Raw genomic sequence first — 25004 nt, 5'->3', positions numbered from 1 at the left:
ATACTTTAAGCTTTAAACTTAACAAATTAATGAAAATGAAAAATCTATCTACTTTTCTATTACTTGTATTAACAAGTATAACATTATCAAACTCCTTGAAAGCTCAAATGCCAAGAACATTTGCATACCAAGGTGTTCTAGCAAATTCTAGCGGAACATTAATTTCAGATGGTACTCATAACCTTAAAGTTATAATGTATGACAACTCAATTGGAGGTTTATCTGTATTTTCAGAAACTCAAAGTGTCTTGGTTGTAAAGGGAATCTTCAACATGATTATTGGTTCATTTAATCCAATTCCTGTTTCATTGAAATTTGATAGAGCATATTTTTTAGCTGTTTCAGTTGATGGTGGTGCAGAAATGACTCCAAGAACTGTTATGACAGCAACTCCTTATGCTATGCATGCTGCAACAGCAGATCAAGCAAATTCTTTAGCTCCTGGAGCTACAGGTGTTGTCTCGTCTATTAATTCATTATCTGGTGGCTTAACAATTCAAGGTGGAGGTTCTACAACAGTTTCACAGGCAGGTAATGTTATTACAGTTTCATCAGCTGGTGGCGGAGGGGCAAGTGGAATTCAGGGAATTCAAAATATTGATGGTTCAATTACTGTTGCAAATCCAAATGGACCAACAGCAACTATTGGTGTAGCGGACAATTCGATAAATTCAATTAAAATTCTTGATGGTTCTATTCAAGCCACTGATTTTGCTCCAGGTGTTATTCCATCTACAGCTAATTTTATTTCTAATGGAACTGTTGCTGGAGGTGATTTAGCAGGTAACTACCCAAACCCAACATTAAGAGTTGGATTAATTCCAGCTTCTCTTCCACCAAATGGAACAGCATCTGGTGACTTAGCAGGAACTTATCCAAATCCTACAATAACTAAAATTCAAGGAAGAACAGTTGCAAATGTTGCACCTGCAAATGGACAAGTGCTTAAATGGAATAATGGAGCAAGTAATTGGGAACCAGCTAATGATGTTTCAGGTTTTACCCTTCCTTATTTAAATTCCGGAACAAGTAACAGTAGCTTATTCAAATTAACAAACATTGATAATACTTCTGGTTCAAGTGCAATTCACGGAGTTATGGATGTTGGGAGCTTTAAGTATTCTGCTGGTGTTCGTGGAGAAAATTTGGGTGGTTCATTAACTTATGGAGTTGAAGGTATAGCAACTGCTGGTATTGGAGTTCGTGGTTCTTCAACAACTAGTTATGGTGTTTATGGAACTTCAAATTCAAGTAATGGCGTTTATGGAACTAGTGTTAATATAGGATCAGGTGTTTTTGGATCTACAACTACTGGAATTGGGGTATCTGGTTATGCTGGCACATTAGGAAAAGCAGCAAACTTTATAAATGATAATGCTGCAAATACAAATGATTGCATTACAGGATTAAACTCTGGAAGTGGAAACACAATTTATGCCGTTAACTCTGGGGGTGGGCATGTTGCTGATTTTCGTGGGAATGGTGTTTCATCAGCTGGGTCAGTTGTTGCAATTAACAATAATGCTGGTGCTGGAGGTATTGGTTTATTGTCTGGAGCAACAGGAGTTGCAGTTGATGCCTTAGGTAATGGTAGTGGCGAGGCAGTTAGAGCAATATCATATTCAAGTGGTGCAGCAATAAAAGCAGCTTGTGCTGGTTCAAATAATACTGCACTTGAGCTTAGTAATGGTTACATTAAAGTTTCAGGAGCAAATAAAACTGCTTTTGTACATACTGCAGCAGGAGGTTCTCATATTACAAGTTTATCATATCCAGGAATGGCTAGTACAGATATAGTTACATTTAATAGAGTTTATACTTTCGGTGTAGGTTATTTAACAAAACCATTTTCGATTTATTGGAATGGATCTGCTTGGGCAATATTTAGTGAAGATGTAACTCAATTAATTCCAGCAGGTTGTTTATTTAATGTAATTGTAATAAAACAATAAAAATTTATTATTTATGAAGAATTTTCATTTTTATATATTGAACTTTTTTGTTCTAATCATTATTTTTTTAAGTTGTAACAAAGCTAATGTAACTGAAACTAATTTTGAATTAGATAAAAATGATTCATTATGATCTGATGTTAAATTGAATGATAATGTAAAAGTAATTGATTCTTCAGTAGTTGCTAACTTTTTAACTAATTATGATACATCTGGAACATATTATTTTAAACCTGAAGCAACAGAATTATTAAATTTAAAACAGGGGGATAATACAGTTTTCTATGGACATTCATTTGGAATAGTTAAATCTGTAACTAAAATAAATAATCAAATTATTGTAAAAATTGATTCTGGATTAATTAAAGATTTTATTAAAAATGCTGATGTAAAATGGGATTACGGATTTGATTTTTCTTCACCTAAAGTAACAAAATTATTTTGGAAAAACTGCTTTATCTAAAGTTGATAGTACTAATTTAAGTGGGAGATTTGGAGATTATGAAGTAAAAATTAATTTAAAATCTGAGGGAATTAAAAATAATTTTACAATAAATTTTTTTAAATATGCTTTAAACAATGAAAGAAAAGTAGGAACAGTTGCTCAAGGGTATATTAATAAATTTAGAACTATTGGTACTATTGCAATAAGTAATGGAAAATTAGTAAATCTAGATCAAGAAATTCATAATCTTAATGGCGAAATTGAGTTTCAAGCAATAAGTACTGACGCTGGCAGCTCAAGTAAATTTATAAATAATCCTATCAAACTTTCAAAGATTATTTTATTGGGAGGTATTCCACTGAAAGTAAGTTTAACTTTGAGAATTAGATATATTCCTGAAATACCATTGAACAGCAGTAGCAAAGTGAAATTTTTAGTTAAGTTTAATTCTTCATTTAGTGCAAATTTAACTGATGAAATTAAACCTAAAGAAAACAATTGTACTGCAACTATGGAATTAAAAGAAGGGTTAAGTGCTGGATTTCCTGCTGTTGGTTTAGGAGTTGGATTCGAATTCCCAAGAGTTGAATTAGCAATTCCTGGAATAGGAAAAGATTTTACTTTTTTTGCGGCAACTCTAGATTCTTATTTATATAGCCTTTATACTTTCGATCCTGCTTGTCAAAAATCTGGATGTAAATATAAAGTAAAAATGGATTTGATAAATCCTATTGCCGAAAAAAAATCTCAAATATCAAAAGATATATGGGTAGCTCCAGAAAAAGTAATTACAAGTGGTAAATGCAATTAATAATTTTAAAATTCTGATAATAAAATGATAAAAAGAATAGTTTTCATTGTTTGTGTAATGTTAAAAATTACAGTTTTACATTCTCAAACAAAAATGCCAATAAGCATACTCTCGAATGGTGCTACTAGGTCGGTTGTAGGATCACTTTTACTTAGTGCAACTTTTTGTCAAACTTCAATTGGTGTAACTCAAATGTTACCTTCAGTTAACTATCAGGGATTCTGGTACAGTGCTTACAACCTTGTAAATCCTATAACTGAAGTTGTTGAAGAAAATTCAACGAAAAGTAGTTCTAAAGAATTGAACTTTAAAAATTATCCAAATCCAGTAACATCAAATACTACCATTGAATTTAATATTCCACTTGATTCTTATGTTTCGCTAAAATTGTTTAATTCAATTGGTTATGAAGTATCAACTCTGATAGATGGTAATAGATCTTTAGGAGTAATCAAAGTCCATTTATCAAGTAATGAGCTAAAATCTGGTAAGTATTTTGTAGTACTATATACAAGTGGAAAAAGCGAAAGAATAAGTTTTGTTGTAATTAAGTAAAAACTTTAATAGTGAATAAACATAAATACCTTAGAGTAATTTTATTCTAAGGTTTTTTTTTACTTTAAAAATTAAAAAGTGAATCTTTATTTTTAATTTTACAGATTATTATTAAAAGATTTTTTAAATATAGATTATGAATTTTTTATATATCAAAGCGCTTCATATAATCTTTATTGTAACTTGGTTTGCAGGATTGTTTTATATAGTTAGGTTATTTATATATTTTGCTGAAACGTCCAAAAAATCCGAACCAGAAAAAACAATTCTTCAAAAACAATACTCTATAATGCAAAAAAGGTTGTGGTATGGAATAACTTATCCATCTGCAATATTAACATTGATTTTTGGATTATCATTATTAACCTTTTATCCAGAAATTCCAAGGTGGCTTTGGATAAAGTTATGTATTGTTTTGCTATTGTATCTTTATCATTTTACTTGCCAATTAATTTTTTCTCAACAACAAAAAGGTATAATTAAATATTCATCTAATCAACTTAGGATTTGGAATGAAGTTGCAACTATTATATTAGTTGCAATCGTTTTTTTAGTTTCATTAAAAGATACCATTAGTATGATAAAAGGGGTTTTAGGTCTGATAATTTTTTCAATTATTTTAATGATTGGTATAAAAATTTATAAGAAATTTAGAAAATAGTGTTTCTCAAATCAATAATAAGTTAAACTGATTATATCCTTAATTCCAATCAAATTATTTATTTAATTTTCAACTTGATAATAACGAAAAAATTTCAAAATAAATATTTAAACACTATTTTTACATTACTACCGTATCTTTGCAAACTTTTTTATAAAAATATTTAGTTAACCATTTTAGATTTAATTAATGATAAGTGTAATTAATGTAACTCTAGCCTACGGTAAGAGAGTACTTTTTGATGAAGTAAATTTGAAATTTGTTAAAGGGAGCTGTTATGGAGTTATCGGTGCAAACGGGGCTGGTAAATCTACATTCCTTAAAATAATAAGTGGTGAAATAGAGGCTGATAAAGGGACTGTAGATATTTCCCCTGGTGAAAGAATGGCTGTTTTAAAACAGAATCAATTCGAATTTGATGAAACATCTGTTTTAAATACTGTGTTAATGGGACACAAAAAAATGTGGGATATAATGAATGAAAAAGATTCATTATATATGAAAGAAGATTTCTCTGAATCTGATGGAATAAGGGCTGGAGAGCTTGAAGGTGAGTTTGGTGAAATGGGCGGCTATACTGCGGAAAGTGATGCTGCAACTTTTTTAAATGAACTAGGAGTTAAAGAAGAATTCCATTCAAGCTTGATGAAGGATATTCCATCAAATTTAAAAGTTAGAGTTCTGTTAGCTCAAGCACTTTTTGGAAATCCAGATATATTATTATTGGATGAACCAACAAATGGATTGGATATAGAAACAATAAGTTGGTTAGAAAATTTTTTAGCAGATTATCAAAATATAGTATTGGTTGTAAGCCATGATCGACATTTTTTGGATGCAGTTTGTACTCATGTTGCCGATGTTGATAGAGGAAAAATTAAAATATTTACTGGAAATTATACATTCTGGTATATGTCATCACAACTTATAGCACGTCAGCAATCTGATAAAAACAAAAGAGTAGAAGAAAAGAGAAAAGATTTAATGGAATTTATTACTAGGTTTAGTGCTAATGCATCTAAATCTAAGCAGGCAACTTCACGTAAAAAAGCTTTAGATAAATTAGTTGTTGAAGATATTGAACCTTCAAACAGAAAATACCCTGGAATAATTTTTCAACCTCTTCGTGAAGTTGGGAATCAAATATTAACAGTAGAAAATTTAGGGAAAAATATTGATGGTAGAGTTCTGTTTAATAAAATTAGTTTTACTGTTAACAAAAAAGATAAAATTGGATTTATTAGTAGAGATCCTTTGGCTGTAAGTGTGTTGTTTGATATTTTAAACAATAAATCTGAACAAGATTCTGGTTCAATAGAATGGGGCACAACTGTTACAACTGCTTACCTTCCAATTGACAATAGTAATTTTTTTAGTTATGATATTAAAATGATAGATTGGCTTCGTGAGTTTGTTCCTGCTAACATTACTGATGCCGATGAACAAATGATGAGAGGATATTTAGGAAAAATGTTGTTTAGCGGTGAAGACGTTTTCAAAAAAACAAATGTGTTAAGTGGAGGTGAAAAAGTGAGGTGTATGATTAGCCGTATGATGCTCCAAAATCCTAATATGATAATTTTAGATCAACCAACTAATCACCTAGATTTAGAGAGTATTCAAAGTTTTAATGAAAGTTGTAATAACTTCCCTGGAGTTATTTTCATGACTTCACATGATCATACTTTTATGGAAACTGTTGCAAATAGAATAATTGAAATTACTCCAAATGGTTTAATTGATAGGCTATCTACTTTTGATGAATATTTACAAGACGAAAGAGTTAAAGGTTTAAGAGAAGATATGTACAATGGTGTTGAATCTCCTTCCATTTTATAAAATATTTAAAATGTTCCTTCAACTAATTTTTAATCTTGATTTTTTTCATCAATTTCCAGCAAAGGTTAAATGAAATTATTAATTCATCAAGCATAATTGTTGAAATTTATAATAAGAATTATTCAAATTAAAAAACAAGTAGAAAATTATAATTTAATATATAAATTTCATTAAAAATTAAAATCTTAAAAACTTAAGCTATTGTAAAAAGTAAGTTTTCATTAACCCTTTACCTTTAATTTCTAATTCACCTCTGTAAATAAAACTACTTGAGTTGAATTGTTCAGATTTAATAAGTTGATTATAAAATTCTTCTGAGATATGAATTTTCCCTGGTTCGCCATGACTTTCCATTCTAGAAGCAGTATTCACAGAATCACCCCACAAATCATACAAGAATTTTTTGTTACCTATCACACCCGCTATAGCACTACCACAATGAATACCAATTCGAACTTGAATATCTTTTAATTTTATATTCCAGTTTGGATCTTTAAGTTTAGATGGGATTTTGATTTTTAAATTCTTAATACAATCAATTATTTTTAGTGCAGCATTTGCAGCACTTTCAACATGTTCATTATTAACTATTGGTGCTCCACTAACTGCCATGTATGCGTCACCAATTGTCTTTATTTTTTCTAAACCAAATTCATCGAAAATTGTATCAAATTTAGTAAAAATATAATTTAATATAAAAATTAATTGATCTGGAGAAACTTGTCTTGATAATTCTGTGAAATGAACAATATCTATAAATATTATAGAAACTGATTCAAATTTATCAGCGATTGGGTTTTCTTTATTTATTAATCGAGTAGTTATATCAGTTGGAAGTATATTATTAAGTATATTTTCTCTCTCAAGAAATTTCGAATTTTCAATAGCTCTAATTTTATCTTTTTCTTGTAATTTCAGTTGATGATCAAAAATATCAGCTTGTTTTTTTATTTCTTCAAATTTTATTTCATTTTGAAGTAAAATATGTTTTTTAATAAATTTGAGTGATTGTTCCCACTTTTGTTGTTTCTCATATATTAATGATAACTGGAGGTAGTTTTTTGAAAGGTAAAATTTTGATCCTACTTTATTACTCAATTTGATAGCTTCTAACAACTGAGATTCTGCAATATTATAATCAAAATTAGGAAATTTAGGGTCTGAATATATTTCACTAAGATTCCTTAATATTATTGAAGTAAAGATTAAATTATCTCCAGTTTTGGAAATAATTAAAGCTTCTGAAAAATATTTTAAAGCTTTATCTAAATTATATTGTCGTAAATAAATTAAACCAATGTTACTTTTATTCCCAGCAATATTGCCATTATCACCAAGTTTATAATTTATTTTTAAAGCTTTTTGAAAATACTCCAACGATTGTTTAAAATCATTATTGATACTATATATGTTTCCTAACCCACTTAACCATGCTGCTTCACCTGGTTTGTATCCAGCTTCTTGTGTAATTTTTAAAGCTTTTGTTAAATATTCAATACACTTTTTTGAATCATTTATTTGACCATATATAACACCAATTCTGCCTATTATTCTAGCCATTTCTATGTTATTCCCTAATTCTTCGTAAACATTTAAAGCTTTTTTGTAAAATTCTAAAGAAAGTTTATAATTTGATATAGTAAAATAGTTTCCTCCTAAATGACTTAGTACAAAGGCAGTCTTTTCTATATCATTTAATTTTGTGAAAATTTCTAAAGAATTACTGTAAAATTCTATTGACTTAAGCAAATTATTTTCATTTTCATAAATAAATCCTAAATATCTATATGTATTAGCAAACTGATTATCAAATTCCAAATTATCTTGTTCAGATAATTTTAATGGAATTTTATTTGATACAATTTTATTGCAAATTAATTTTGCTTCTCTAAATTTTTTAACTTTTATAAAATCAGATACTAATTCTAGTTGAGCATTTATATTCAAAATATTTTTCAATTAAAAAATTTAACATAATTATAATAAACTATAATTTATATAACTAAATCAATAAAATTAAAAATAAATAATTAAATTTAATAAGAAAAAGAATTTGAAAAATCAATTTTTAATTTAAACAATTTTTGATTGTAAAAAGTAAGTTTTCATTAACCCTTTACCTTTAATTTCTAATTCACCTCTGTAAATAAAATTACTTGAGTTAAATTGTCCAGATACAATAAGTTGATTATAATAATCTTCTGAGATATGGATTTTTCCTGGTTCTCCGTTAGATTCCATTCTTGACGCAGTATTCACTGCATCACCCCATAAATCATACGAAAATTTATTTTTTCCTATAATACCAGCAACTACTTCACCTGAATGTATTCCAATTCTCATTTTAAAATTATAACCATTTGATGTTTTAAAAATCTCGATTAAATCGTTCATTTCTAAAGCAAAGTGAGCCATATTAATTGCATAATCATTTGAAACAATAGGCAAACCACAAGCCACCATATAAGAATCACCAATAGTTTTAATTTTTTCTAAATGATATTTGTCAGTTAATGTATCAAACAATGAAAAAATTGAATCGAGTGAATTTACTAATTCTTGAGCAGTAACAGTTGTTGAAAACTCCGTAAAATTTACAATATCAGTAAACAGAATTGCTACATTCTCATATTTATCTGCAATATTTACTTCACCATTTTTTAAACGATTTGCAATTACTTCAGGAAGTATATTCAATAACAATTTTTCACTTCTATTATGCTCATTTTTAATTTCAATATTATTTTCTGCAAGAATATTATTTGCAATTTCTAATTTATTTACTTGACGTTTTTTATCATCCATAACAAGATTTAATGCATCAAAAACTTCTTCGTATGGGTCATTCTCTGGGATAACTATAGCCTCTATAGTGCTTAATTCACTATCCGCAATTTTAGATAACACCTGGTAAATTTGTTTTAATCTTATTGTATTAAAATTATTTATATTTAAAAAATTAGGTTTATCATTGATGTTATGTGATGCATGTATTAATGGTACAAATGTTCTCATAAGAGAAATAAAACATGATTCAACATCAGTAAAAACATTCCATTTATTCATTATTGATGGGTTGATTGGAACAGAAATATCCAATGAAGCTCTTACAAACCTTGAAGAAGTTAAATACATTTCAATTTTAGAAAATATTGGATCACTGAAAAGAACAATTGTTTCTTTTCTAGAATCTAAATCTCCATCATTCATTTTTGAGGAGTCATTAAATAAATAAATTTTTTTGTATTCTAAATCTAATTCCTTTACTATATCTCGAAGAACCTTATTTGTATTATACACGTCATCTCCGTATGCTGAACCAGTTGCAACTTGCCTAATTATATCACCTTCTAATACAGTGTAATTAGAATGGAATTTTCCTGTTTTATTTACAAATGACCAATGTTCAAAGGTTAACTCTCTTAAAGTAATTCCACACATTTTATAATATGATCTTAACTCAGGATATTTCTCCCATAAAATCTCAAAGTTAGGGTTGAGTGTGAACACTGGTTTGCCACCAATGCTTTTTAAGTTTTTAACTGCTGGGTATTTTGATAAAAGAAAAAGGTATGTAACATCTAGAACAACTACTATTCCTGCCATTGATAAGAGCATGTAATTTTTAGAATCAACTAACAAAAAAAATATACTAAAACATAATGTTCCTAAAAATTTCAACCAAGCAGAAATTTTATTGAAAGGAACTTTTGATCTATTTCTTAAAAACAAATAAATATAACTAAATGAAATTACAATATTCAAAACGTAAGCAGATACACCTCCTAATCTAACAGATCCATTACTATGGATTGGAAGATTATCAATTTCAGATATACCGCAAGCCCAAATTAGTATGAAATAAAATATGAATAAAATGGCAAAAAATGATTTGATATTATTTCTAATCAAATCACTATCAAACTGTTTGTAACTATACCTTAGTGCTAAAATTACTATATAAATATCTAAAAAAAACCAAGCTCTATAACCAATTTTTAAAAATAATCCAAGATTAATATATCCATCAAATGCCCAACTATAAATTGCTTCCCATGCAATGTTTCCAGCAATTGCTATTAAAGGCATTTCCATGTATCTGTTTTTATTTGCATCAATGATAATGAAAACATAAACAGCTACCCAAAGAATGCTACCAGTTAAAGTTAAAGTTAACTCTAGTGTAGAATAGTAATCAGTGTTTAGCCACATTCAATTTTTGATTTAAGTAATGATATAATTAATTAGTTCTCTTAACCTACTAAATCTATTGGTGGTCTGAACATAATTTCTTTATTCCCATTTAATTTATTAATTACATACTTAACAACTTTGTTAACTATATACCTTACAAATTTTCCAATAAATGTGTTATTTTCTTCGAGCTTAGCAATAATAATAAAGAATTTTCTAATTAATTTGACTCGAAATTTTACTGTGTTTGAAGTTGGTTCAATTCCAACACAATTACATATTTTATCACCAATAAAATGATGAACTAAGTTTACAACAAAAATATTTGAAACATTACCAGGAAGTATAAATTCAATCAAATTTACAACAGATGTCATTAAGTCGTTTCCTTCTTTAGAATAAGTAGCTTCTCTATCTATTATTCCTGATTGAAAATTAATTCCTTCTTGATAATTCTTAGGAAGTAGCTCCTCTGAAATACCTAAAATATAACCAATCACTCGCCATAAATGCATATAACTTTCCTTCTCTTCATCAGTTAGCTTAATTCCCATAATGCTTAATCCTTGAATCATTCCAACTGAAAATGTTGTTAATGTAAATAATAAATCTTCTTGATTAATTGGAACTCCAAGTTCTTCATTATTCCAATTTGGAATTTTTTCTTTTATAAAGTTTCTGATCGATGAATGCACTAATCTCACCTTTTGAGTTGTCACAATAGCAGATCCAGATTCATTAAAACCATCAAATTGAGCTACATCTTCTACAAATTGTAAACTCATCATAACTCTATGCAAAAATGTTGTTGTGCTATCTTTATTGATGTCAAATGATTCTTTATCTGCTAATAATCTTCCAGTTGTATGTAATACTTTTGCACCTTTAGCCATGCAATAACACATTGGTAATGATTTGAATAACAGAACAAAAGCACCTTCAATATTGTAATTTGTACCTACTCGTTGTGCAATTTTAATCTTATTTATATCCAACCAGATAGGTAAGTTGCTTGTTTCAATTAAAAATTTGTGGATAGGAATTGGGATTGAATTTGAGGCTTTAAAAGAAACCAAATCATTATTCTTCATTAGTTTCCCCATTAAATCTCTGGAATTTAAGTACTCACCACTTGTCATTAGTTCATCAACTAATTCATCAGCTAAAGGATCTGCAATCATCCTTTGTGTTTGCCAAAAAGTGTTATCCATGAAATTATAATTCATGTTAATGATTTGATTTTTAAACTCTAAACTAAATTTAAAATACTATTTTTTTTAATATAAAAGGATTTTTAATAAAAAGTAAATGTTAAAAATTATCTCTTATATATGTTAATCATCAATTGAAAAAATAATATTTTTAGATTATTTTATTAATCATTATATCAAGCATTAGTCTGACGATAACTGTTTCCAGTAACATTTAAAATTTTAAACATACCATTAGTTCTATCATCATATCTAATTCTGTTGGCATTTCCATCACCAACAATCATTTCTTTTAACAACTCATCATAATTCTTTTTGCTTGTTATGAATACTCTACCACCAAGTTCATGAGCGTTTAATACAACTTTTTTAAACAATTGAGAAATTAATCCATACCCATTATTTAAGTCATCAATTACCCAAACTTGTGTAGGTTTTAAATCTAAAATTGTTTGAAAATTAAATCTATCTGCAAATTGAAAAATATGAGTTAATCCTTTTAACATAAATTTTTTAGCTATTCCAACAGCAATATGACTTTTACCAATTCCCGCTTCACCCCATATAAAAAGCCCAGCACCTTTAAAATTATCTTCTAGCAAAATCAATTTGTTTGCATAATTTAACATTACTGCTTGTGAATCATTTTGAGGTTGGTACGTTTCTAAATGCGAACAAAGATTTTCTAATGGTAATATTGGATTCGAATCAAAGAACATTAAATCAACTTTAAACCTATCTATTTGAATTTGTGAACAATTATCAATGTTACAAGTAAGTATGTTATCGGATGAAACAGATAATTCTTGAACAGGATAATTTTTTAAAAAGCAACTAATACTGCTGTTGATATATGAGCTTGGTTTATATTATTCTTAAACATTTATTTTAATTTTAATTTTTTCATGATTTAATTAAGAAATAAGTTTTAAGAACTCCTTTGCCTTTGATTTCCATTTTGCCTCTATCAATAAAATTATCAATTGAGAATAAATTAGTAGAAATAAGCTCGTTGTAAAAATCTTGAGAGATATGTATTTGGTTAGGCTCACCATGGCTTTCCATGCGGCTTGCAGTGTTAACGGCATCACCCCACAAGTCATATGCAAATTTTTGCTCTCCAATAACACCAGCCACTACTTCACCACAATGTAATCCAATTCTAATTTTTACATTATGACCGTTGATATAAACTCCACCAGCAAATAATTTCTGAATACCAAGTGCAAATCTTGCCATCCTAACAGCATGATCACTAACTGATACTGGTACACCACAAACAGCCATATAAGCATCACCAATAGTTTTAATCTTTTCAAGACCATATTCTTTTGCTAGTAAATCAAATTTGATAAATAATGAATTCAAACCTGTTACTAATTCGTTTGCGGTAATAGTTTGAGAAAGTGATGTAAATCCAACAATATCAGAAAAGAAAATAGAAACATTTTCGGCACGATCAGCAATAGGTTGTTCACCCTTTATTAATCGTTCAGTGATTTGTGTAGGAAGAATATTATCAAGTATTTTCTCTCGTTCTTGAAACCGAGCAATTTTTACTTGTCTATCTCGTTCAGATTCTTCAATTTTACGTCTGTAATCCATCAATTCAGCTTGTTTCTTAGCTTCTTCTGAAACAACTTCTTTTTCAATATCATGAAACTGAACAAAATGAACTGCAAAATCTTCCCATCTATTTATAAGTTTATAAAGATCTGAAAGTACTTTATGATTTTCATATAAATTTAGTTTGATGCCAATTTCTTTATTTAAATTAATTGCATTTAGAAGATACTCTTCAGCTTTTAAAACATTGAAACCTTCAAATTCAGGATTGCCAAATATTGACCCAATATTTCCAGTGATCACTGCTTTATTAGCACTTAAACCTAATTCACCACTTAATTCAAATGAACGGTTATAATACTCTAAAGACTTAGAGTAGTCAAATAGGTGATTATAAACATTTCCAATATTTAATGTAATAAATGCTAAATTAATTTTTAATCCTAATTTTTCACTTAATTCAAATGCTAAGTTATAATATTCTAGGGCTTTTGAATAGTTAGTGAGTTTATTGTAAACATTCCCAATATATAATGGTAAACTAGCTTCATCATGTTTTATACCAAGTTGTTTACTTAATTCAAATGACCTATTATAATACTCAATAGCCTTTTTGTAATCGCCTAGATCAAAGCAAACATTACCAATATTACCAGTAACAAATGCTATATTGTTTTTCAAATCAAGCTTTTCGCTTAACTCAAGTGCTAGATTAAAATATTCTAGTGCTTTATGGTTGTCTGATAGTCTGTTGTAAACATGTCCTATTGTTCCATAAATTTTGGGAATATTATCTGTTAAGTCCAATTCTTCGTATATTTCAAGAGCTTGATTAAAGTATTCAAGAGATTTCTGGTAGTTGGAAATGTTTGAAAAAACTATCCCTAAATCACCTGAAACTTTTGCAATATTTTCACTCAAACCAAGTTCTACACTCATTTCCATAGACTGGTTATAATAATCTTGTGCATTCTGATAATCACTTAAGCATGTGTAAACTCTACCGATATTTGCCAAAGATTTAGCTTCAGTTTCTGTTGAAATAACTGATTGTTCTAATTTGGCAATCGCAATTAATTCAAGTGAATTCAATGCTATAGGTAAAGATTCTGTTGGTTTACCTTGTCGCCATAAGGATGCTGAAAGTGCTACTAGTGCTCTTGATTTCAACATTAAGTTAGGGCTCAATTTCATAGTTAACAGTATTGAATGTAAGCTTTTTTCAGCTTCAACAAAGTTGCCTTTATTGTTAAGCTCTTCAGCCTCTTCAATTAGTTTAGTTAGCTCTTCAATGTTCATGATTTAATTAAGAAATAAGTTTTAAGAACTCCTTTGCCTTTTATCTCCATTTTGCCTCTATCAATAAAATTATCTATTGAAAATAAATTAGAAGAAATTAGTTCGTTGTAAAAATCTTGAGAGATATGTATTTGGTTTGGCTCACCATGGCTTTCCATGCGGCTTGCAGTGTTAACGGCATCACCCCACAAGTCATAAGCAAATTTCTTTTTGCCAATGACTCCAGCCACAACTTCACCAGAATGAATGCCAATTCTGATTTGAATAGGTTCACCAGTAGTAATTGAAGTAAATTGTTTCATAGCCTCAATCATATCAATAGCCATGTTCGCCATGGCTTGAGCATGATCATTACGAGGTAGTGGAGCACCAGCCACGACCATATAAGCATCCCCAATAGTTTTTATTTTCTCAAGATTATATTTATCGGCAAGCAAATCAAAAGCAGTGAAAATTCTATCAAGTCCATCCACAAGTTGTTCAGGCGTGATAGATTGAGAGAGCTTAGTGAAGTTGACAATATCAGCAAAGAGAACAGAAACATTGGAGAGTTTTTCAGCAATCAGATTTTCACCATTAATGATTCTATTGGCAATAGAGATAGGTAAAACATTATGAAGTAAAGTCTCGGTAGCCTCATGTTTAGCTCGTTCAATGGCTAATTGTTTGTCAATATCTGCTTGCTTGCGTTGAATATCAAATAGTTCGGCTTTTTTCTTAGTCTCTTCTGATAGAACTTCTTTTTCAAGCTCATGAAATAATTTAAAATATGTTAGAGCTTCATCCCATCTAAAAAGAGTTTCATATAATTGTGAAAGAGATTTATAGTTATTATACAAAGCTTCTTTAATTCCAATTTTAGAATTTAATTTAGCAGCCTTAAGAAGATATTCTTCAGCTTTGTCATAATTTAAACCATCCTCAAATAATGGATCAGAACGAAGAGCTCCGATATAACTAATAACAATAGCTTCGACTTTTATATCACCTATCTCTTCAGATAATGTAAGTGCATGATTAAAATATTCTTGAGCTTTTGTGTAATCTTGTAAATTGTAAAATACATGTCCAATTTCACTATAAACACTTGCCACTCCATTTTTATCACCAATATCCAAATATATTGCAATTGAACGATCGTAAAACTCGATAGCTTTTAAAAAGTTTGACAATTTAAAATACATAAATCCAATGTTTTTAGTAACAGTTGCTACCCCACGTTTATCATCAATCTCTTCGTGCAAAGCAAGAGCAAGATTAAAATATTCGAGTGCTTTTTGGTAGTCAGAAAGTGAACCATAAACACAACCAATATTACCAATGATAAATGCAATACCATTTTTATTAGAAATTTCTTCATACTTTGAAAGTGAACTAAAATAAAATTCTAGTGCTTTTTTGAAATCAGAAAGTGTATGATATACAATACCGATGTAACAATTAGCAAATGCTACCCCACTTTTATCTTTTAACTCTTCAAGTAAATAAAGTGCATTGTTAAGATTGTCGAGTGCATTATGGTAGTCAGATAATGAATTGTATATTACACCAATCAAATTCAAAGCTTTAGCTTCATATTTAGTTGATGTAATTGCATTAGTAGCTTTTGTACTAATAGAACACTCTAATGATTTTTCAGCAATAGGTAATGATTCTGTAAACTTACCTTGTCGCCATAAAGTAGTAGATAATATTAATAGAGCTTTAGATTTTAAAAGTAAATCTTGGTCTAATATTTTTTCAACTAGTAATTTATTAATTAATGATTCAGCTTCAACAAAGTTGCCTTTATTGTTAAGCTCTTCAGCCTCTTCAATTAGTTTAGTTAGCTCTTCAATGTTCATGATTTAATTAAGAAATAAGTTTTAAGAACTCCTTTGCCCTTTATCTCCATTTTGCCTCTGTCTATAAAATTATCTATTGAAAATAAATTAGAAGAAATTAGTTCGTTGTAAAAATCTTGAGAGATATGTATTTGGTTTGGCTCACCATGGCTTTCCATGCGGCTTGCAGTGTTAACGGCATCACCCCACAAGTCATAAGCAAATTTCTTTTTGCCAATGACTCCAGCCACAACTTCACCAGAATGAATGCCAATTCTGATTTGAATAGGTTCACCAGTAGTAATTGAAGTAAATTGTTTCATAGCCTCAATCATATCAATAGCCATGTTCGCCATGGCTTGAGCATGATCATTACGAGGCAAGGGAGCACCAGCCACAACCATATAAGCATCCCCAATAGTTTTAATTTTCTCAAGGTTGTATTTATCGGCAAGCAAATCAAAAGCAGTGAAAATTCTATCAAGTCCATCCACAAGTTGTTCAGGCGAGATAGATTGAGAGAGCTTAGTGAAGTTAACAATATCAGCAAATAGAACAGAAACATTGGAGAGTTTTTCAGCAATTAAATTTTCACCATTAATGATTCTATTGGCAATAGAGATAGGTAAAACATTATGAAGTAAAGTCTCGGTAGCCTCATGTTTAGCTCGTTCAACTGCTAATTGTTTGTCAATGTCAGCTTGTTTGCGTTGAATATCAAATAGTTCGGCTTTTTTCTTAGTCTCTTCTGAAAGAACTTCTTTTTCAAGCTCATGAAATAATTTAAAATAGTTTAGTGCTTCCTCCCATCTAAAAAGAGTTTCATATAATTGTGAAATAGATTTGTAGTTTTTATACAAAGCATCTTTAGTTCCAATTTTAGAATTTAATTTAGCAGCCTTAAGAAGATATTCTTCAGCTTTAACAGGGTTGTAATTTTCAAAAGATTGATTTGTATATAGTTCCCCTATGTAACAAGTGACAACTGCCACAAATTTTTTATCCCCAAATTCTTCATGTAATGCCAGAGCACGTTCATAATACTCAAGAGCTTTTGAGTAGTTTGAAAGATTATAGTAAATATTACCTATATGCCCTATATCAGCTGCAATTAAATTTTTGTTACCAATTTCTTCTTGCATAGAAAGAGCACGAATATAATACTCAAGTGCCTTATGAAAATCAGAAAGTTCCGAATAAATAAACCCAATGTTCATAGTTACTCTTGCTACTCCTGTTACATCTCCAATTTCTTCATGCAAAGAAAGAGCACGATTTTGATATTCAATAGCTTTTGAGTGGTCAGAAAGATCGCCATAAATATTACCAATGCTGCCAATAACATTTGCCAATCCAAATTTATTACCAATTTCTTCTTGTAAATTAAGTGCAAGTCTATAATATTCAAGAGCTTTTGTAAAGTCAGAAAAATTGTAATAAACATTCCCTATAAAACAAGTAACATTTGCTACACCTAATTTATTACCAATTTCTTTGTAAAGAGTAAGAGAACTGTTAAAAAACTCATGAGCCTTTGAAAATTCAGAAAGATTGAAATAAACAATCCCAATACCAGAAGTAGCATCTGCCACACCCAATTTATTACCAATTTCTTCATGTAATGAAAGTGAACGGTTATAATACTCGAGAGCTTTTGGGATTTCAGATAGATTCAGATGAACATTCCCTATATTCATAGCAACTATTGCAATACCACGTTTATCCCGAATATCTTCATACAATAATAGAGCACGGCAATAAAACTCCTGGGCTTTAGGGTAATTTGAGAGAGAATCATATAAAACTCCAATCGTATTCAAAGCTTTAGCTTCTGCTTTATTTGCAAGGATTGAATTATCAGTATTTGAAGTAATAGAGTATTTTAATGACTGCTTAGCAATTGACAATGATTCTTTTACTTTTCCTTGTTGCCATAAAGTATGAGATAATATTAATAGAGCTTTAGATTTTAAAAGTAAATCTTGGTCTAATATTTTTTCATTTAGTAATTTATTAATTAATGATTCAGCTTCAACAGAGTTGCCTTTATTGTTAAGCTCTTCAGCCTCTTCAATTAGTTTAGTTAGCTCTTCAATGTTCATGAAATAATTAAGAAATAAGTTTTAAGAACTCGACAAAAATTTACATATAAAATTTCTAAGAATTTGAAAAAGGTAATATCTTAAATGAGAATTATTAACAAATAATATTTACTATTTTATCTTTTACAGTAATAATTTTTTTAATAGATTTCCCTTCAATATTTTTTTTAAACACTTCATTTTCAAATGCTAACTTCTCTAATTCTTCAATATCTAAACCAGATTGAACTAACATTTTACCTTTAATTTTACTATTTATTTGCAATAATATTTCAACTTCATTTTGAGTAATTTTTGAACTATCAAACTGAGGCCATTCAATAAAAGCTATTGATTTTATTTCTAAGTCAATTGACTTACTTTTAATCGAACAAACTCTTTGGTACATTTCTTCTGAAATATGAGGAGCAAAAGGAGAAAGAAGAATGCAAAATTTTTCCATTGCTTCAAGGGGCTTAATATCTATATTTATAAACTCATTTACATAAATCATTAAAGCAGAGATTGCTGTATTAAATCTCAAATTTTCAATATCGTCAGTAACTTTTGCAATTGTTTTATTTAGTAAAATACTCTCACTATTAGTCAATTCTCTATCTTTTATAATGGAAATAATATTAGAATCTATATCCCCCATTATCATTCTCCAAGATCTTTTTAAAAATCTGCTGACTCCCTCAATTCCTAGTGTTGACCAAGGTTTTGACATCTCAAGTGGACCCAAAAACATTTCATACAATCTTAAAGCATCAGCACCATATTTAGAAATAATATCATCTGGATTCACAACATTACCTCTAGATTTAGACATTTTTTGGGAGTCTTCGCCTAAAATCAAACCTTGATGAATTAACTTTTTAATTGGTTCTGAATTAGAAACAAAACCTAAATCAAAAAGTACATTATGCCAAAATCTTGCATATAGTAAATGCAAAACAGCGTGCTCTCCACCACCTATATACAAATCAATTGGTAACCAATTTTTTTCTAAATCAGAATTGACAAATGTATTTTCATTTTCTGGATCAATGTACCTTAAATAATACCAACAGCTACCAGCCCATTGGGGCATTGTATTCGTTTCTCTTCTTCCAATACCATATTTATCATCTGTTACTTTTAGCCAATCAAATGCTAAAGCTAATGGAGACTCTCCAGTTCCTGATGGCTTAAAATCTTGTATATCAGGTAGTAATAAGGGTAGTTCATTTTCGTTTAAAGACTTCACAATCCCATTTTCAAAATGAACTAAAGGGATAGGTTCTCCCCAATATCTTTGGCGTGAAAACAACCAATCGCGTAATTTATACTGAATAGTTTTTTTACCACTTTCACCAATAGCTTCAATCATTTTTTCTTTAGCAAAACTGCTTTCCAAACCATCAAACTCACTAGAATTAATAATAATTCCAGGACCAGTATAACATTGATTCCCATTAATTATTTCATTATAATTTTCAATATTTGAATCAGGAATTATTACTGGAATAATTGGAAGGTTGAATTTTTTTGCAAAAATAAAATCACGTTCATCATGCGATGGAACGCCCATTACCGCACCAGTTCCGTAATTTCCAATCACATAATCACCAGTCCATATAGGAATCTTTTTTCCTGTTGATGGGTGAATAGCATAGCTTCCAGTAAAAACCCCAGTTTTATCAATACTTGATTGCCTGTCTCTTTCACTTTTAAAGGAAGAAGCCTTAATGTATTCATCGACTTGATTTTTAAATTCGTTAGTTGTAATAGCATTAACAATGCTAAGTTCTGGAGCAACTGTTATAAATGTAACTCCAAATAGTGTATCGGGTCTGGTTGTAAAAACTTTAATTTCAATGCCATTTTCAGTTTTAAAAACAACTTCTGCACCAATAGATTTGCCTATCCAATTAGTTTGCATATCCTTAGTTGAAGAGGGCCAATCTAAACCAACCAAACCAGTTAATAATCTTTCAGAGTATGAAGTTATTCTCATCATCCACTGCCTCATTGGTCTTCTTTCAACTGTAAAGCCTTTTCCAGTCCATTCATCAACTTCTTCATTAGCAAGCACTGTTCCAAGCCCTTCACACCAATTAACGGGAATCATTGCTTCATAAACTAACCTAAAATTTGATAAAACATTTTGTTGATCTAATTCACTAAAGTTCATCCATTGTTCTGCTGTAAAATCCCAATTAGCTTTTGAAAAATTAGCTGGTTTGGAAATAAAGTTAGAACCATTTAATTCAAACTGATCAGTTAAAATTTTAATATCTTTACCCTTGTTTTCGTTTATATCAAACCAACAATTATATAATTTTAAAAATATCCATTGAGTCCATTTATAATATTCAGGAGTAGTTGTATTAATTTCCTTTGACCAATCATAACTAAAACCAATAGATTTAAGTTGGCGTTTGAAATTTTCAGTATTGTTTTTTGTAACAACGCTTGGGTGAATGTTTGTTTTCATAGAATAATTTTCAGTTGGCAAACCAAAAGCATCCCACCCCATAGGATGAAGTACATTGTAACCACAATGTCTTTTGAATCTAGCAACTATATCAGTGGCAGTAAATCCTTCTGGATGACCCACATGAAGACCCTCTCCACTTGGATATGGGAACATATCAAGAACATAATACTTAGGTTTTGAAGTATCAAAAACATCTGTTTTAAAAGTTTCATTTTTTGACCAAAATTCCTGCTGTTTTTTTTCGATTTCTGTAAAATTGTAAGCCATAAAAATTTAGAAATTTATTGTTTTAAAAAATAATATTTGAAATGAATAAGATAAATTTAAATTGAAAAAATATCAATTTAAATTGTTATAAGTTTGTTAAAATGTTCATGATTTCTATCAAAAGAGAATCCATTAATTCTTTATTATCAGCACTATAATATTTAACATTAACAGATTCAATTAAATGATTACAAAGTTCAATTGTATTCATGGAATTTTTTTTAGAATGAAATTCTAAAAAACCAATCACACAGTCATATTTTTGATTGAGCAGACATGATTCTAAAAGACCATCTGCTTTTCTTTTAAGTTGAGATAACTCAAAGTTATTAACCATTATAAATAAATTATAATTGTATTATAATTGAATTGAATTTAGATATTGCTGTAAGAATATTCTTCACTTAATAAAATATAAAATGAAAGAATTTCAAAAGACGGATAATATTAAAACTAAAAGAGGTAACCAATAAAATTGAGCTACCTCTTTAAAAAATAAAATATTAAAAAATATTTATTTATTATTTGAAAGCATCAAGCCCTGTAATATCTTGTCCAATAATTAAAGTATGAATATCGTGAGTCCCTTCGTAAGTTTTAACTGATTCTAAATTATTTGCGTGTCTCATAATAGGGTACTCACTTAAAATACCGTTTGCACCATGAATATCTCTTGCCAGTCGTGCACATTCTAAAGCCATCCAAACATTATTTCTTTTAGCTAACGAGACTTGTTGAGGTCTCCAAGTATTATTATCTTTCATTCTTCCAAGTTGATAAGAAAGCAATTGTGCTTTAGTAATTTCGTTTAACATCCAAACTAATTTATCTTGAATTAATTGAAAACCACCAATAGGTCTGTCAAATTGAATTCTAGTTGTAGCATATTTAACCGAGGACTCAAACACAGCCAAAGCAGCACCAATAGCACCCCAAGATATTCCAAATCTAGCTTGAGATAAACATTGCAACGGACCTTTTAAGCCTTTTATATCTTGGAACATATTTTCTTTAGGAATTTCACAATCTTGGAATATGAGTTCACTAGTTACAGAAGCTCTTAAAGAATGTTTATTTTTCATAATAGGAGCGGTGAATCCAGGAGTACCTTTTTCAACAATGAAGCCTCTAATTTCCCCATTTAGTTTTGCCCAAACAACAGCAACATGAGCTAATGAGCCATTTGTTATCCACATTTTTGCACCATTCAATAAATAACCTTTATCAGTTTCAACAGCATTAGTTAGCATACCATTCGGGTTTGAGCCAAAATCAGGTTCGGTTAATCCAAAGCAACCAACTGCATCACCACTTGCTAAAAGTGGGAGCCATTTGCGTTTTAAGTCTTCAGATCCAAATTTATAAATAGGGAACATAACTAATGAACTTTGCACAGATGCAGTTGAACGAATTGCACTATCTCCACGCTCAAGCTCTTGAGCAATTAATCCATAACAGACTGAATTTAAACCTGCACCCCCATATTCTTCGGGAATAGTAGGACCCAACATTCCCATTTCACCTAATCTTTTAATCATACCCTCAGGAGCTGTTCCTGCTTGATAATGATCTTCAATAATTGGAATTATTTCAGAGTCAACAAACGACCTAACAGTATCTCTAATTAGACGTTCTTCTTCACTCAATAAAGAATCTATATTATAATAATCTGGAATAGTAATCATTAAAAAAAATAAAAAGAAATTCAAAAATTAAACTATATGAATATAAAATACAAATATAAGGTTTACATTTTAAGTAAGTTTTTGAAATCATCTACAATGTAATTAGTTAGATATTGAATGATAAAATGTATATGATAGTAAATTTAACATTATACATTTTAAAAAATGTTTGATACATATAGTAAAAAGTAAAAACTTTTAATAATTATTTTAAATTTTCTAACTTTGCACTTTAATAATTCAGATTTATGAATAACATAATAGATAATAATCAACTTCAAATAAGTGTTGTAATACCGCTGTTCAATGAAGATGGTTCAATTAAGGAATTGTATAATAAGTTAATTACTCAACTAAAGGAAATGGCGGGTGAGAGTTACGAAATTATATTTGTTGATGATGGATCAAATGATGATTCATTTAATATTCTAGAAGAAATCCATTCTAATGATTCTCATGTAAAAGTAATAAGGTTTAGAACTAATTTTGGAAAGTCCGCTGGCTTAGCATTAGGATTTGAAAAGGCAAAAGGTAAGTATGTATTTACTATGGATGCAGATTTGCAAGATGACCCTAATGAGTTACCAGCAATGCTTGAGTTATTAAAGGGAGAATATGATTTGGTTTCTGGATGGAAAAAAACTAGGCATGATCCTTGGCACAAAACACTTCCATCAGCATTGTTTAACAAAGTTGTCCAAAAAGTTACGGGATTAAAAATTCATGATTTCAATTGCGGTTTAAAAGGTTATAGACATGAAGTTTTAGAGCATTTAAATGTTTACGGAGAAATGCACAGATATTTACCAGCTCAAGCTCATTGGAAAGGGTTTAAGGTAACTGAACAAATTGTTATTCATCATGCAAGATTACATGGTGTTTCTAAATTTGGAGCTAGCAGATTTTTTAAAGGGTTCTTAGATTTACTAACATTGGTACTTACTCAAAGGTATATGAGAAGACCTTTACATTTGTTTGGAGCAGTTGGAATAATGTTCATTGCAATTGGATTTGTAATAGATTTATGGTTAAGTATTGAATGGTTCTTGGGTAAAACTTCCTTGACAAATCGTCCTTTACTTTTGGTTGGAGTATTGATGATTATAGTAGGATTTCAATCGATATCATTAGGGCTAATTGGCGAAATGATAACAAAAAATAATTTGGATAATAAAATTTATTCAGTTAAAGAAGTGTTAGATTGATTTGAAATTAAATGCAACTTTCTGTTCTTGAAATGTGTCTTGTTAATTGGTAATTTTTAATTTCATTTAATAATATTATAATTTTGAAAAAAAATATATTAGTACTTATTTTCTCATTCACCACAGTTATAATTGCTTTTAGTCAACCAATAATTCTACCATCCATTGGTTTGCAGACTTTAACATTTGCAGTTGATACAGGTGATGTTTTAGTAAAAAAAATAAATACATTAGGAGGGAATTTATCAGGACCACACAATGCCTTTAGAATTCAAGCTGAGTTATTATTAAGTAAATCTTCAATTTTAAGATTCCCATTTTCAATTGAAGGATTTTTTCTTCACGGAGTTGAAACTATAAGATATCAAGGTACACCTTTGCCACCAGATTCAAAAGGAAGATTTCAGGTAAATCATAATGCAGTTATGTTTGCAGGTAATATGGGAATTGGTATTACTTGGTTGAGATTGAAAAATATTGCTGATTTTTATGCATCAGCTGAAGGTAAAGTTTTCTACATACCACCATCAACTTTATCTGCAAGATTTTATGATGAAACTACAAATACTGATTACAAAACTTCATCTAATGATACACACAAAGATACATGGGTTAGAATTGGTACATATTTTAAAGGAGGGATTCAAGTACCATTTTTTGAGCCTTTAATGATTGATTTTAGTGGAGGTTATGGAATGATAAACTTATTAGGAAAAAATAAAGAAGCTGGTGAGCATACTCTGTTTTCTATAGATAGAGCTGTGCACCAACCTGAACAAACAATACCTTATTGGGGTCTTGGTTTGAGCATAATATATAAGCTATAATTAATTCAACAAATTTCAATTATTAAAAGACAGATAATTAATTGTCTGTTTTTTTTTGTTAAAAAATAAGTTCTAAAATTATTTATTTATTCTTTATAACG

General features: G+C 29.3%; 18 protein-coding genes. 8 read left to right on the top strand and 10 right to left on the bottom strand.

The features are described from left to right. Window positions 1–35 precede the first annotated feature (35 nt). The 6 genes from IPP08_08555 (at window position 36) to IPP08_08530 (ending at window position 6263) form a co-directional block, all read left to right on the top strand. On the top strand, window positions 36–1952 hold the full coding sequence (locus IPP08_08555) for a hypothetical protein (GenBank protein QQS65824.1): 1917 nt from the start codon (window positions 36–38) through the stop codon (window positions 1950–1952). Between the two features lie 145 nt (window positions 1953–2097). Then, window positions 2098–2415, top strand: coding sequence for a hypothetical protein (locus IPP08_08550; protein ID QQS65823.1), 318 nt, complete (start codon window positions 2098–2100; stop codon window positions 2413–2415). 325 nt (window positions 2416–2740) lie between these two features. Continuing rightward, a complete protein-coding gene (locus IPP08_08545) occupies window positions 2741–3208 on the top strand; it encodes a hypothetical protein (protein QQS65822.1) in 468 nt (155 codons plus the stop codon). 24 nt (window positions 3209–3232) lie between these two features. Beyond that, a complete protein-coding gene (locus tag IPP08_08540; protein ID QQS65821.1) occupies window positions 3233–3763 on the top strand; it encodes a T9SS type A sorting domain-containing protein in 531 nt (176 codons plus the stop codon). A gap of 136 nt (window positions 3764–3899) precedes the next feature. Then, complete coding sequence (locus IPP08_08535) at window positions 3900–4424, top strand: CopD family protein (protein ID QQS65820.1); 525 nt, start codon at window positions 3900–3902, stop codon at window positions 4422–4424. 189 nt (window positions 4425–4613) lie between these two features. Then, window positions 4614–6263 carry an ATP-binding cassette domain-containing protein gene (locus tag IPP08_08530; protein ID QQS65819.1) on the top strand — a complete coding sequence of 550 codons (1650 nt, stop codon included), beginning with the start codon at window positions 4614–4616 and terminating at the stop codon, window positions 6261–6263. 198 nt (window positions 6264–6461) lie between these two features. On the opposite strand, the gene IPP08_08525 is transcribed toward IPP08_08530, so the two are convergent. The 10 genes from IPP08_08525 to IPP08_08480 form a co-directional block, all read right to left on the bottom strand. After that, window positions 6462–8222 carry a tetratricopeptide repeat protein gene (locus IPP08_08525; protein QQS65818.1) on the bottom strand — a complete coding sequence of 587 codons (1761 nt, stop codon included), beginning with the start codon at window positions 8220–8222 and terminating at the stop codon, window positions 6462–6464. Between the two features lie 114 nt (window positions 8223–8336). Continuing rightward, window positions 8337–10475: an adenylate/guanylate cyclase domain-containing protein gene (locus tag IPP08_08520; protein ID QQS65817.1), complete on the bottom strand. Its 2139-nt coding sequence runs from the start codon at window positions 10473–10475 to the stop codon at window positions 8337–8339. Between the two features lie 41 nt (window positions 10476–10516). Further along, window positions 10517–11683: a DUF2236 domain-containing protein gene (locus IPP08_08515; protein ID QQS65816.1), complete on the bottom strand. Its 1167-nt coding sequence runs from the start codon at window positions 11681–11683 to the stop codon at window positions 10517–10519. Between the two features lie 161 nt (window positions 11684–11844). Next, window positions 11845–12387, bottom strand: coding sequence for an ATP-binding protein (locus IPP08_08510; GenBank protein QQS65815.1), 543 nt, complete (start codon window positions 12385–12387; stop codon window positions 11845–11847). Between the two features lie 184 nt (window positions 12388–12571). Beyond that, window positions 12572–14533 carry a tetratricopeptide repeat protein gene (locus IPP08_08505; protein ID QQS65814.1) on the bottom strand — a complete coding sequence of 654 codons (1962 nt, stop codon included), beginning with the start codon at window positions 14531–14533 and terminating at the stop codon, window positions 12572–12574. Continuing rightward, entirely contained in the window at window positions 14530–16377 is a 1848-nt protein-coding gene (locus IPP08_08500) for a tetratricopeptide repeat protein (GenBank protein QQS65813.1), read from the bottom strand. Before IPP08_08500 ends, IPP08_08505 begins: the two co-directional genes overlap by 4 nt. Next, window positions 16374–18458: a tetratricopeptide repeat protein gene (locus tag IPP08_08495; GenBank protein QQS65812.1), complete on the bottom strand. Its 2085-nt coding sequence runs from the start codon at window positions 18456–18458 to the stop codon at window positions 16374–16376. The genes IPP08_08500 and IPP08_08495 overlap by 4 nt, the downstream gene beginning before the upstream one ends. 94 nt (window positions 18459–18552) lie before the next feature. Beyond that, window positions 18553–21186: a leucine--tRNA ligase gene (locus IPP08_08490; protein QQS65811.1), complete on the bottom strand. Its 2634-nt coding sequence runs from the start codon at window positions 21184–21186 to the stop codon at window positions 18553–18555. A gap of 85 nt (window positions 21187–21271) precedes the next feature. After that, entirely contained in the window at window positions 21272–21523 is a 252-nt protein-coding gene (locus IPP08_08485; GenBank protein ID QQS65810.1) for a hypothetical protein, read from the bottom strand. A gap of 184 nt (window positions 21524–21707) precedes the next feature. Continuing rightward, window positions 21708–22871 carry an acyl-CoA dehydrogenase family protein gene (locus IPP08_08480; protein QQS65809.1) on the bottom strand — a complete coding sequence of 388 codons (1164 nt, stop codon included), beginning with the start codon at window positions 22869–22871 and terminating at the stop codon, window positions 21708–21710. Window positions 22872–23119: 248 nt separating this feature from the next. On the opposite strand from IPP08_08480, the gene IPP08_08475 reads away from it, so the two are divergent. Both IPP08_08475 and IPP08_08470 read left to right on the top strand, forming a co-directional pair. Then, window positions 23120–24076 carry a glycosyltransferase family 2 protein gene (locus IPP08_08475; GenBank protein QQS65808.1) on the top strand — a complete coding sequence of 319 codons (957 nt, stop codon included), beginning with the start codon at window positions 23120–23122 and terminating at the stop codon, window positions 24074–24076. A gap of 83 nt (window positions 24077–24159) precedes the next feature. Further along, window positions 24160–24903: a hypothetical protein gene (locus tag IPP08_08470; protein ID QQS65807.1), complete on the top strand. Its 744-nt coding sequence runs from the start codon at window positions 24160–24162 to the stop codon at window positions 24901–24903. Window positions 24904–25004 lie beyond the last annotated feature (101 nt).

Source organism: Chlorobiota bacterium (genome assembly GCA_016700335.1).
In the GTDB taxonomy this organism is placed as follows: Bacteria; Bacteroidota; Ignavibacteria; order OLB7; family OLB7.
The sequence above is the reverse complement of the archived record's forward strand: the minus strand, read 5'-3'. Positions and strand labels throughout refer to the sequence as shown.